The following is a 12894-nucleotide window of genomic DNA, read 5'->3' as shown; positions in this document are numbered from 1 at the left end:
GGAAGCATGGGCAAAGTATTCTTAGTTGGTGCTGGACCAGGTGATCCAGATCTAATAACAGTTAAAGGTATTAAAGCAATTAAACAGTCCAATGTCATTCTATATGATCGACTTGTTAATAAAGCGTTACTTGAATATGCAACTGAAGATACAAAAATGATTTATTGTGGAAAAAGCCCTAAAAATCACTCATTAACGCAAGACGAAATCAATGAATTACTTGTGAAGTTATCTTTAGAAGGTCATACCGTAACACGATTAAAAGGTGGAGATCCATTTATATTTGGTCGTGGCGGTGAAGAAGCGGAAACATTAAAAAATTATGATATTCAATTTGAAGTAGTTCCTGGTATTACAGCTGGTGTTGCAGCACCAGCTTATGCCGGAATCCCTGTTACACATAGAGATTACAGCTCGTCGGTTGCTTTTATAACAGGCGTGATGAAGGATTCTATAGATGAAGACGAATATTGGAAACATTTAGCTTTAGGACCAGAAACACTTTGTATTTATATGGGCGTCAAAAAGCTACCAGAAATTAAAAGATTGTTAGTTAAACATGGTAGAAGTTCTGATACACCTGTTGCATTAATACATTGTGGCACATCAAATCATCAATTAACTGTAACTGGTACTTTGGATGATATTGTCACTAAATCAAAACATGTTAAAAATCCTGCAATGATTGTCATTGGAGAAGTCGTCAAACTAAGAGAAAAAATGAGTTGGTTTGAAGAAGTAGCGAACGAACAACAGGTTCCACAACTCATTTATTAATACTGGAGGGATACAATGATAGGCGTATTATATGTCAGTCATGGTAGCAGAATTAAAGAAGCAACAGAAGAAGCTATTACTTTTATAGACTCAGTTAAAAAGAAAATAGATATTCCTCTACAGGAGATTTGCTTCTTAGAGTTAGCACAACCAGATATTCAACAAGGTGTAAAAAAATTAATAGACAATGGTGCTACTGAAATTTCTGTTATACCCGTATTATTGCTCAGTGCAGGTCATTACTTTAAAGATATACCGAATGAAATTGATGAAATAAAGAAAAAACATCCTGAAGTTACATTTACTTATGGAAAGCCTTTAGGTGTTCAACCAAGATTATCAGCTATTCTGAATGAACGCATTCAAGAAACGAATATTTCAATCAAAAAAGACGCAAAACTACTTGTTGTAGGGAGAGGAAGTTATAACCCTCAAACTAAAATAGATATAACGGCTATTGGCAAAGCATTATATGAAACGACAGAATTTGAAAATGTAGAAGTTTGTTACTTAGCTGCGTGTGAGCCATCATTTGAAGATGCGTTACAAGTAGCATTACAAGCTGAACATTCACAAATATTCATAGCACCATATCTTTGGTTCACAGGCGTGTTAGAGCGTCACATAGAGAAAACAGCTAAAGAACATAATATGAACAGTGACATTATCGTTTGTAAACACTTAGGTCATCATCCTTCTATACAAGAAGCATTGAAAGACCGTGTTTTTGAAACGCTTACTACTGAAAAAGTTTGAATATATGAATAAAGGGTGATTTCTATTGGCATATGTTCCACTCAATATTGATTTTACAGATAAGCAAGTCAAAGTTATCGGCGGTGGAAAAATAGCAGAACGAAGAGTGAAAGCCATACTTGAAAGCGATGCTGTGATTCACGTTATTAGCCCAGAACTCACAGAAGACTTATTTCAACTTTATCTTGATGAAAAAATAATATGGAAGAAAAAGATATTCGAATCATCAGATCTGGAAGATGCCGACTTTATTATATCTGCTACAAATCAACAAGAGGTAAACGATGTTATTAAAAAGTCAGCCCCGAAACATAGTCTTATAAATATGGTCAGTGATGCACAAGTCGGAAATGTTATATTTCCTGGGACATTAAAACGAGGGAAATTACAAATAAGCGTGACATCAACTGGTGCGAGTCCAAAGTTAGTAAGTAATATTTTGGATGATTTAGAGAAGCAATATCCTGTTGATTATGAAGAATACGTAGAATTTTTATTTGAAAGTCGCATAATTATTAAATCATTAAACCTAGAAAAAACAGAAAAAAACCAATTGTTAGAATCTATATTATCTGATCAATATTTTGATAAAGATGAACAAAACAAATTAATAAATTGGTTAAGACGACAACCTAAAAAGAGAACAAGAGAGGAGTAGTATATGCGAAAACTAACAATATTTGCGATTGTAGGATTTTTAGCTCAATTAATTGATGGTTCTCTCGGGATGGGATTTGGTGCAACTTCTTCTTCATTATTATTAACATTTGGTGTTGCTCCAGCAATCGCATCAGCAACGATTCATTTTTCTGAAGTTGCAACAACAGCAGCATCTGGTATTTCTCATTTGAAATTTAAAAATGTAGATAAAAGCATTATTTTAAAGCTGGCGTTACCTGGTGCCATCACAGGTTTTATTGGTGCAGGTGTACTCAGCAATCTACATAGTGATTTTATAAAACCTTTTATAGCAATATTTTTATTATCTATGGGAGTCTACATTATTTATCAGTTTGTTTTTAAAAAACAACAAAATAATAAACTGAATGGTGGAAAGTTATCAGGATTTATACTTGTTCCTCAAGGTGCTGTAGCAGGATTTTTAGATGCAATTGGTGGAGGAGGCTGGGGACCAGTCAATACACCATTACTGTTATCTAGAAATCAAATAGAACCGAGATATGTTATAGGTACAGTTTCAGCGAGTGAATTTTTTGTAACAATTTCTACATCATTAGGATTTATCATTTTCCTTGGATGGAGTCAAATTAGCATATTATTAGTTGTGGCATTAGCATTTGGTGGCGTAGTTGCAGCACCATTTTCAGCTTGGTTAGTAAAGACTTTGCCAGTATATGTTCTAGCAGTACTTGTAGGCGGACTTATTATTTTTACAAATAGCAGTGTGTTATTAGGCAGTTTTGTAAGTAATGAAACAACAGTCTATATAGTTAAGATAGGAATTGTCGTTGCATGGTTAGGTCTCGTATTATTTACGCTTTACCAACATAATAAATTTCCTTTCAACATTCAAAATCAAAAATCAAAAGAAGTAGATCAAATAAATTAATAGGAGTGAATCAGAATGGTATCAGCAACTCAACAAATTAGCGAAACAATTAAGCCTCATGGTGGTGAATTGATCAACCGTCAAGTTACAGGTGAAGAAAGAGAACAATTAATTGAAGCAGCAGAGTCATTCTCTAAGTTAACTTTAAATCCTTGGAGTTTATCAGATTTAGAACTAATTGCAATAGGTGGCTTCAGTCCATTAACAGGCTTTTTAGGTGAAAAAGATTACGTAAGTGTAGTGGAAAATGTACGTCTAGAAAATGGACTAGTTTGGAGCATTCCGATTACATTGCCTGTAACAGAAGAAGAAGCAAATAACTTTGAAATAGGTTCTAACATCGCGTTATATGGTGAAGATAATCATCTTTATGGTGTGTTAAAGCTTGAAGAGAAATATACGTACGATAAAGAAAAAGAAGCTCAAAATGTATATGGCACAACAGATGTAGATCATCCAGGTGTTAAGCTTGTATATGAAAAAGGGAATGTATATCTTGGAGGACCTATTCAATTAGTAGATCGTCCTAAACACGATGAATTTAGTGATTTCCATTTAGACCCAAGTGAAACAAGAGCATTATTTAAAGATTTAGGATGGAAAACAGTTGTTGGATTCCAAACAAGAAACCCTGTTCATCGTGCACATGAATATATTCAAAAAATAGCACTTGAATCAGTAGACGGATTATTATTAAATCCACTCGTTGGTGAAACAAAATCTGACGATATTTCAGCAGAAATTAGAATGGAAAGTTATCAAGTCATTTTGAAACATTATTACCCTGAAGAAAGAACAAGACTTGTTATATATCCAGCAGCTATGAGATATGCGGGACCACGTGAAGCAATTTTGCATGCATTAGTACGTAAAAACTATGGCTGTACACACTTTATTGTCGGTCGTGATCACGCTGGAGTAGGCGATTATTATGGAACTTATGATGCACAAGAATTAATCTCACAATATGAAGATGAAATTGGCATTCAAATCTTTAAGTTTGAACATGCATTTTTCTGTACTGTTTGTGACAATATGACAACAGCTAAAACTTGTCCACATGATAAATCAAATCATGTCCACTTAAGCGGAACAAAAGTAAGAGAGAAATTGCGTAATGGAGAACAATTACCGAAAGAATTTTCAAGACCAGAAGTAGCAGATGTATTAATTAAAGGCTTGAAACAAAACTAATTTCTTGAGGAGTGAAACAATGAGCGCGTCAACAAATATTACATGGCATGATTCAGAAGTAACAAAAGAACAACGACAAGAAAGAAATGGTCATAAAAGTGTCGTTATTTGGTTTACAGGTTTATCAGGATCAGGTAAATCAACAATTTCAGTAGCATTAGAAAAAGCATTGTTTGAACAAAAAATAACATCATATCGTTTAGATGGAGATAATATACGTCACGGATTAAATCAAAATCTTGGATTCAGTCCAGAAGATAGAAAAGAAAATATTCGTCGTATAGGAGAAGTAGGTAAACTTATGGTAGATGCGGGTGTTGTAACAATGACAGCATTCATCTCACCATATAAAGAAGATCGAGACATCGTAAGAAACATTCTAGAAGACGGAGAGTTTATTGAAGTGTTCACAAAATGTAGCTTAGATGAATGTGAGTCAAGAGACCCTAAAGGTTTATATAAAAAAGCAAGAAGTGGTGAAATTAAAGAATTTACAGGCATTAATGCACCATATGAAGAACCATCTAATCCGGAAATTGTAATCGATACAGAACACGAAAGTATTGAAGAGTCAGTAAATAAAATCGTGTCATACTTAAAAGAAAATCAATATTTATAATAGGTAATATAAAAAGCAGAGAAAATTCTTAGTATTTAAGAATTTTCTCTGCTTTTTTAGTTGAGTATAGATTTCAGATGAATCGCACGATAACTCAGAAGTCTTCGTGCGATTCGCCCGGATTACCCCAGATTATTCCAGATTTAAACAGTATCAAATTTCACTTTGGAAATAACTTCAATACTTTATTTATCTTCACGTTCTGGTATAGGGAAATATTTGTATATTTCTCCTGTTTTAATAGCGCTACTAATATTCGATAACCATTCGTAATAAACTTTGTAGTCTTCTAATTGTTTATATATGATAGTTGCTTCTTCTTTAGTATCTTCATCAACACCATCAGCTTCAATAACTTTTTTTAGTAATACTTCTGCATCTTTAACTGAATCCATATTAATAGATATTTCTCGATCCCATTTTCTTGAGAAGAAGTTATTAAAGAAAATAAAGAAGTCTTTCTCAGCTATAAAGTGTTGTTTTCTGCTACCTCTTGTAAATTGTTGTTTGACGATATCAAACTCCTGTAGTTTCTTAACACCAGCGCTCATACTCGGTTTACTCATTTGGAGTTGTTCGCGCATTTCATCAAGTGTCATACTACCTTCAAATACCATCGTGCCATATAAATTACCAACACTACGGTTAATACCATATAAATCCATCGTTTCTCCAATTCCATTTATAACGATGTCTTTAGCTTGGTCTAATTGTTTTTTGTAGTTATCTGAACGTACCACTACATACACCTCCAATAATTACTTTAATTGTACCATGAATTCTTTTAAATTGTAGTTGCTTTTCCCTTACTTGTCTATTTGTAATACCTGTATAAAGTTATGATTTTAATTTGATATTGAAGATTTGACGCCTTTTATATTTATATGCTAACATAAGTTTGTAAAGTTCGTTAAATAAAAATTTAACAAAGTTAACGGAGGTAATTTAAATGGAATATATAGATCGTTTATCAAGACGTCAATTTATTAATGGTGACTGGGTCGAAGCTTCAAACAAAGCGACTCGTGACATCGTTAATCCATATAATCAAGAAGTAGTGATTTCAGTCTCAGAAGGTACTAAAGAAGACGCTGAGCAAGCTGTATTGGCTGCAAGAAAGTCATTTGAATCAGGAGAATGGTCACACGAGACGAGCGAGAATAGAAGTCAAAAAGTTAGAGAAATAGCAGATTTAATAAAAGAACATAAAGAAGAGCTCGCGACTCTTGAAACGTTAGACACTGGTAAGACATTAGAAGAATCATTTGCAGATATGGATGATATTCATAATGTGTTTATGTATTTTGCTGGGTTAGCAGGAAATGATGGTGGAGAAATTATTGAATCACCTATTCCTAATTCAGAAAGTAAAATAGTTAAAGAACCTGTTGGTGTTGTAACTCAAATTACACCTTGGAATTATCCATTACTTCAAGCTTCATGGAAAATTGCTCCAGCTCTTGTAACGGGTTGTTCATTAGTTATGAAGCCAAGTGAAATTACACCGTTAACAACAATTCGTATATTTGAATTAATGGAACAAGTTGGTTTTCCAAATGGCGTGATTAACCTCGTACTTGGTAAAGGTTCAGAAGTTGGTGACGTATTATCATCTCATAAAGAAGTTGACCTTGTTTCATTTACTGGTGGTATTGAAACTGGTAAACACATTATGAAACGCGCAGCAGACAATGTAACGAACATTGCGCTTGAATTAGGTGGCAAAAATCCAAACATTATCTTTGATGATGCAGATTTAGAGTTAGCTGTTGATCAAGCATTAAACGGTGGATATTTCCACGCTGGTCAAGTTTGTTCAGCTGGTTCACGCATAATCGTACACAATGATATTAAAGCGCAATTTGAAGAAGCGTTAGTTGATAGAGTAAACAAAATTAAAATTGGTAATGGTTTTGATAAAGAAACTGAAATGGGTCCTCTAATTTCAGCAGAACATAGAGGAAAAGTTGAAAAATATATAGAAGTTGCTAAAGAAGAAGGGACAACAATTGCCGCTGGTGGTAAACGTCCAGAAAGAGCCGACTTACAAGATGGTTTCTTCTTTGAACCTACTGTTATTACAAACTGTGATACTTCAATGAGAATTGTTCAAGAAGAAGTGTTTGGTCCAGTTGTAACAATTGAAGGATTCTCTTCAGAACAAGAAGCAATCGAACTAGCTAATGATTCAATTTATGGATTAGCTGGAGGCGTATTTACTCAAGATATAGGCAAAGCAAATAGAATCGCTAACAAATTGAAAATGGGTACGGTTTGGATTAATGATTTCCATCCTTATTTTGCACAAGCACCATGGGGTGGATATAAACAATCTGGTATCGGTAGAGAGTTAGGTAAAGAAGGATTAGAAGAATATATTATTTCTAAACACATTTATACAAATATACAACCTGAACCAGTGAATTGGTTTAGCAAATAAAAACAACAAGGATTATTGAAAATATAGGAGGATATTAAAGCATGGAGAAGTCTTATGATTATATAATTATCGGTGGCGGAAGTGCCGGTTCAGTATTAGGAAGTCGTTTAAGTGAAGATAAAGATAAAACAGTATTAGTATTAGAAGCTGGTAGAAGTGACTATGCTTGGGATTTGTTAATTCAAATGCCAGCAGCTCTTATGTATCCATCAGGTAATCGTTTCTATGACTGGAAATATGAAACAGATGGAGAACCTCATATGGGCGGTCGAAAAGTTGCACATACAAGAGGTAAAGTATTAGGTGGATCTAGTTCAATCAACGGAATGATTTATCAACGTGGTAACCCTATGGACTATGAAGGATGGGGAGAACCAGAAGGCATGGAAAGTTGGAAATTCGCTAATTGTTTACCATACTTCAAAAGATTAGAAAAAGCATATGGTGCAGATAAATCAGATCAATACCGTGGGCATAATGGTCCAATTAAATTAAGAAGAGGCCCAGCAACAAATCCATTGTTCCAAGCATTTTTTGAAGCGGGTGTAGAAGCAGGATTTAATAAAACACCTGATGTGAATGGATTTAGACAAGAAGGATTTGGACCATTTGATAGTCAAATTCATAACGGTAGAAGAATTTCAGCTTCACTTGCTTATTTAAGACCAGCTATGAAACGTAAAAATTTAACAGTACAAACAAGAGCTTTTGTAACAGAAATTAATTACGAAGGTAGAAGAGCGACAGGCGTTACGTTTAAGAAAAATGGTAAGAAACATACTGTAGGAGCTGGAGAAGTTATTTTATCAGGTGGCGCATTCAATACACCACAACTACTACAACTTTCTGGTATCGGTGATTCAGAACATTTAAACTCACTAGGCATCGAAACGCGCGTACATTTACCAGGTGTAGGTGAAAACTTTGAAGACCATTTAGAAGTTTATGTTCAACATGCATCTTCTGTACCAGTTTCACAACAACCAAGTTTAAATAAATTTAAAATGCCTTTCATTGGTTTACAATGGATATTTGGACGTAAAGGACCAGCAGCAAGTAACCACTTTGAAGGTGGAGGATTTGTGAGATCAAACAACGAAGTAGATTATCCAAACTTAATGTTCCATTTCTTACCTCTTGCAGTACGTTATGACGGACAAAAAGCAGATACAAAACATGGTTTCCAAGTACATATTGGACCTATGTATTCTAACTCAAGAGGCAGTCTGAAGATTAAATCTAAAGACCCATTCGTAAAACCAAAATTCGTATTTAACTATTTATCAACAAAAGAAGACGAGCAAGAATGGATAGAAGCAATTAAAGTAGCAAGAAACATTCTAGCTCAACCGGCATTAGCACGATTTAATGACGGAGAAATATCACCAGGACCATCAGTACAAACAGACGAAGAAATTTTAGAATGGGTTAAGAAAGATGCAGAAACAGCATTACACCCATCATGTAGTGCTAAAATGGGACCAGCATCAGACCCAATGGCTGTTGTAGACCCATTAACAATGAAAGTACACGGTATGGAAAATCTACGAGTAGTAGACGCATCAGCAATGCCACGTACAACAAATGGTAATATCCACGCACCAGTATTGATGCTAGCAGAAAAAGCAGCAGATATTATAAGAGGTAAAAAACCATTAGAACCAGAAGAAATAGATTACTACAAACACGGCGTGCACGATAAAGACGCAGGTATAATGAAGTAGAATGAAATGATGGTTGGCTAAGACGTAATTGTCCTAGAAATTTAATAAGAGCAGAAATTCATTATTAAAATTGAATTTCTGCTCTTATTTTTTATGAAAATCATTTAAGTCCCCGGCTCTTTTCATTGAATGGTGTTAATTTTGAGTATGTCTTAGATTAATGATGGAGTTAATCAACAACTTGACCGAACTCATAGATTAACTTCCGACTTAATCTATGACTTAGCTTATAATTGTTATTTATTTAAATGTCTATATAATGTCGCTCTACTAATGTTTGTCGCCTCTTTAATTTCTTCTAAAGTATACTTCTTAGAGTGATACATATCGATTGCGTTTTTTAAATTAATATCATTTCGCTTTGGTCTTCCTATAGTCTTACCTTCTGTTTTGGCTTTTGCGATACCTGACTTAGTTCTAAATTTAATCATATCGCTTTGAAACTGGTTTAGTAGATTTAAAAATTTATTAAAATTCATATGCTTATTTTGGCTAATCGTTACTTCAGCATTAATAATATAAATTTCTACATTCATTTCCTGGGCAATCGCAATTAATCCTTCTAATTGGTATGAGGTATCTGCAAGAATACACAAATCAGTTATGTATAATACATCCCCACTTTGTAATTTACTATAAAATAAAGTATTTAATTCTTTTCTTATTTCAGTTTGAGCATGAGATTCTTCAATAATTGTTAAAGAAAATTTGCTTAACTTTGAATGCTGTTCAGCAATCGTATCATGTAATTCAATGGGTCTAATATAACCGTAATTCATAAATTTCACCTCAATAGTTTCATAAATGTATACATATGAAACTTTTTTGTTTATAATAACTCTATTGAAAAAAATAGGAGTATGTATGATGTTAAAAACTTATATAGAAGAATGGTTTTCTAATCCAGGGAAAAATTTACTAGCAGGTATCGTTGTAGCACTAGCGCTTATACCTGAAGCCATTGCATTTTCTATAATTGCAGGTGTAGATCCAATGGTAGGATTGTATGCTGCTTTTATTATTGCTACGATAACTTCAATTGTAGGTGGTAGACCTGCTATGATATCTGGAGCTGCAGGAGCTGTTGCGCTTATTGTAACACCTTTAGTAAAAGAATATGGCGTCGATTATTTATTTGCAGCAACTATACTCATGGGTATTATACAGTTAATATTAGGTATTCTCAAAATTGGTAGACTCATGAAGTTCATACCACGTTCGGTAATGATAGGGTTTGTAAATGCATTAGCAATTATGATCTTTATGTCTCAACTTGAGCATATATTCGGTATTTCAATTAGTACATATATTTATATAGGTATTACATTACTAATTGTTTATATTGTACCAAGATATTTCAAAGCAATCCCTGCACCACTAATTGCAATTGTTTTATTAACAACATTGTATATGATAACAGGTTCTGATGTAAGAACAGTTGGCGATTTAGGTACTATAACAAGAGCGTTTCCAAATTTCTTAATACCACAAGTTCCATTTAATTTAGAAACATTAACAATTATTTTGCCGTATTCTTTATCAATGGCAATTGTAGGTTTAGTAGAAAGTTTATTAACTGCTAAAATTGTTGATGAAGCAACAGATTCTCATAGTAATAAAAATAAAGAATCTAGAGGTCAAGGTATTGCCAATATTATCACAGGGCTATTTGGAGGAATGGGTGGCTGTGCTATGATTGGTCAATCCGTTATAAATGTAAAATCAGGTGCAACGAGTAGATTATCAACTTTTACTGCGGGTGTCTTTCTAATAATACTGATTTTATTATTAGGAGATGTAGTAGTACAAGTACCTATGCCAATTTTAGCAGGTATAATGGTTATGGTATCTATTAGTACATTTGATTGGAAATCATTTAAATACGTTAAGCAAGCACCTAGAACGGATGCTGTAGTTATGATTCTGACCGTGATGATTGTGTTGTTTACACATAATTTGGCTATAGGCGTCATAGTCGGTGTAATATTTAGTTCTTTGTTCTTTGCTACTAAAATATCAAATGTTCATGTTCATCAGACAATAGAAAATAATTTATATAAATATACATTCACCGGACAAATATTTTTTGTTTCAATCGATTCAATGATGAATCAGTTAGACTTCTCAATTGAAAATAGTCAAATCGAATTAGATTTTACACATGCTCATTTATGGGATGACTCAGCAGTAAATGCAATCGATTCAATGGTGAAGAAATTTGAAGATAAAAATAATACAGTATATGTTAAACAATTAAATACTGATAGCAGGAAAATTATTTCAGAATTAAGCCAACTAAATGAAAGACATTTAACATAAGAAAATAACATAAAAACCCGTATAAATTCATTATATAGTGAATTTATACGGGTTTTGTTTAAATATGAGTTATATATTTATTAATTTTTATTCACTGAAGCGTCATAGATAGAATCTACTGCGTCTTGTAATCCGCTATCAAATTCTTCTGATGATTGACCAGCGAATAAATCAGTTACTAATGCGCGTGAAAAACTTGCGATAAGTTCATCATTTTCTTTTAGTAATTCGTTTGCTTTTTCTCTAGAGTAACCGCCTGATAATGCTACGACACGAACTACGTTAGGGTGTTCGATCAATGATTTATATTGATTTGGTTTTGTTGGAATTGTTAATTTCAACATTACGTATTGATTATCATTTAATTTGTCTAATTCTTTAGCGATTTCTTCTTTTAAGATATCTTCAATTTCTTCTTTATCTTTAGCGTTAATGTTAACTTCAGGTTCAATAATTGGAACTAATCCTGCTTCGATGATTTGTTTACCAATTTCAAATTGTTGTTGAACAACTTTAGCGATAGCATCTTTATTTGCTTCTAAAATATTTGAACGCATTTTAGTACCAAATACGTTGCGTTCTTTAGCGCGTTTTAATAATTCATCTAAACCTGGAATAACTTTCATTAATTGAACGCCATTTTCTTCTTCAGCAAGTCCTTTGTCGACTTTTAAGAAAGGTACAATACCTTTATCTGCTAAGTAGTTTGATGTGTATTTGCCTTCTACTTCACGGTCCATTGTTTGTTCAAATAAAATGGCACCTAATATTTTTTCTGGTGTAAAGGCTGGTGATGTAACGATACGTGTTCTCATTTCGTGAACAAGTGTAAACATTTCATCTTCATTGCTATATTGATCTTCTTCAATACCGTAATCTTTAAGAGCTTTCGGAGTACTACCACCACTTTGATCTAGTGCAGCTATAAAACCTTTACCATTTTTCATTTTTTCAAATTGTTCTTGGTTCATTTTTTCCACTCCTTTAGATATTCTTCACTTAATATTATGATGATTTTTAGTTTTTATGGCAAGTTATTCAACTTTTCAAACTGTACATCTAAAAAAATATGTCGAATTTAAGAAGATTCCATGAAGGTCATTTCATAATTAGGTAAGACGTTTTATGATGTAGGTTAGGGAGGATTCTCAATGAATAAAAAATCAGCAATATTATTAATTAGTGGCTTGGCAGTTCTTGCTATAGCAGTAGCATCATTATTATTATTCTCAACACAAAAAAGCACATACTACGGGTATATGGAGAACGGAACAACAGCAGAAAAAGTAGTGAGCGAGAAAAATAACGAAGTAACAGAAAACGTTAAACTGGAATCAACGAAAGACTTCAAACCTAAAAAAGGTGACTTCGTGAAACTGATTTCTAAAGACGATGGAAAAACATTTTATAAAAAAGATGTAGTAACTCATGACGACGTACCACACGGCTTAATGATGAAAATACATGATATGGAAATGTAATATAAAAAAAGCTA

At 33.3% G+C, this 12894-nt stretch carries 13 protein-coding genes; 10 read left to right on the top strand and 3 right to left on the bottom strand.

Annotation, left to right across the window (positions count from 1 at the left end):
- Nucleotides 1–6: 6 nt before the first annotated feature.
- From cobA to cysC, 6 genes are read left to right on the top strand one after another with little or no spacing between them, the layout of a single operon-like run.
- On the top strand, nt 7–777 hold the full coding sequence (gene cobA / locus LQ609_RS08125; RefSeq protein WP_078357900.1) for a uroporphyrinogen-III C-methyltransferase: 771 nt from the start codon (nt 7–9) through the stop codon (nt 775–777).
- Between the two features lie 15 nt (nt 778–792).
- Nucleotides 793–1533, top strand: coding sequence for a sirohydrochlorin chelatase (locus tag LQ609_RS08120; RefSeq protein WP_078357899.1), 741 nt, complete (start codon nt 793–795; stop codon nt 1531–1533).
- A 25-nt stretch (nt 1534–1558) separates the two neighbouring features.
- The gene (locus LQ609_RS08115) at nt 1559–2191 is read left to right on the top strand and encodes an NAD(P)-binding protein (protein ID WP_239734568.1); all 633 of its coding nucleotides are present in this window, start codon (nt 1559–1561) and stop codon (nt 2189–2191) included.
- 3 nt (nt 2192–2194) lie between these two features.
- A complete protein-coding gene (locus LQ609_RS08110; RefSeq protein WP_078357897.1) occupies nt 2195–3103 on the top strand; it encodes a sulfite exporter TauE/SafE family protein in 909 nt (302 codons plus the stop codon).
- Between the two features lie 15 nt (nt 3104–3118).
- The gene (sat, locus tag LQ609_RS08105; protein WP_239734567.1) at nt 3119–4297 is read left to right on the top strand and encodes a sulfate adenylyltransferase; all 1179 of its coding nucleotides are present in this window, start codon (nt 3119–3121) and stop codon (nt 4295–4297) included.
- Between the two features lie 19 nt (nt 4298–4316).
- A complete protein-coding gene (cysC, locus tag LQ609_RS08100; RefSeq protein WP_078357895.1) occupies nt 4317–4916 on the top strand; it encodes an adenylyl-sulfate kinase in 600 nt (199 codons plus the stop codon).
- A gap of 185 nt (nt 4917–5101) precedes the next feature.
- Here the strand turns inward: cysC and cudC are convergent, their stop codons facing one another.
- A complete protein-coding gene (gene cudC / locus LQ609_RS08095; RefSeq protein WP_078357894.1) occupies nt 5102–5656 on the bottom strand; it encodes a choline uptake/conversion transcriptional regulator CudC in 555 nt (184 codons plus the stop codon).
- A gap of 209 nt (nt 5657–5865) precedes the next feature.
- On the opposite strand from cudC, the gene betB reads away from it, so the two are divergent.
- Complete coding sequence (gene betB / locus LQ609_RS08090) at nt 5866–7356, top strand: betaine-aldehyde dehydrogenase (protein WP_107509624.1); 1491 nt, start codon at nt 5866–5868, stop codon at nt 7354–7356.
- Between the two features lie 41 nt (nt 7357–7397).
- Nucleotides 7398–9080: a choline dehydrogenase gene (gene betA / locus LQ609_RS08085; protein ID WP_078357892.1), complete on the top strand. Its 1683-nt coding sequence runs from the start codon at nt 7398–7400 to the stop codon at nt 9078–9080.
- 236 nt (nt 9081–9316) lie between these two features.
- Here betA and LQ609_RS08080 read toward each other — a convergent pair whose 3' ends face one another.
- Entirely contained in the window at nt 9317–9859 is a 543-nt protein-coding gene (locus LQ609_RS08080; RefSeq protein WP_239734566.1) for a recombinase family protein, read from the bottom strand.
- A gap of 88 nt (nt 9860–9947) precedes the next feature.
- Here LQ609_RS08080 and LQ609_RS08075 point away from each other — a divergent pair, with 88 nt between their 5' ends.
- A complete protein-coding gene (locus tag LQ609_RS08075) occupies nt 9948–11399 on the top strand; it encodes a SulP family inorganic anion transporter (RefSeq protein WP_239734565.1) in 1452 nt (483 codons plus the stop codon).
- A gap of 80 nt (nt 11400–11479) precedes the next feature.
- On the opposite strand, the gene LQ609_RS08070 is transcribed toward LQ609_RS08075, so the two are convergent.
- A complete protein-coding gene (locus LQ609_RS08070) occupies nt 11480–12370 on the bottom strand; it encodes a fructose bisphosphate aldolase (RefSeq protein ID WP_239734564.1) in 891 nt (296 codons plus the stop codon).
- Between the two features lie 180 nt (nt 12371–12550).
- Here LQ609_RS08070 and LQ609_RS08065 point away from each other — a divergent pair, with 180 nt between their 5' ends.
- A complete protein-coding gene (locus LQ609_RS08065; RefSeq protein WP_078357888.1) occupies nt 12551–12880 on the top strand; it encodes a DUF4889 domain-containing protein in 330 nt (109 codons plus the stop codon).
- Nucleotides 12881–12894 lie beyond the last annotated feature (14 nt).

Origin of the sequence: Mammaliicoccus sp. G-M28 (assembly GCF_022386595.1) — a bacterium.
Classification (GTDB): Bacteria; Bacillota; Bacilli; order Staphylococcales; family Staphylococcaceae; genus Mammaliicoccus; species Mammaliicoccus fleurettii.
Note: the sequence above shows the minus strand (reverse complement) of the source record. Positions and strands in the feature narration are given on the sequence as shown.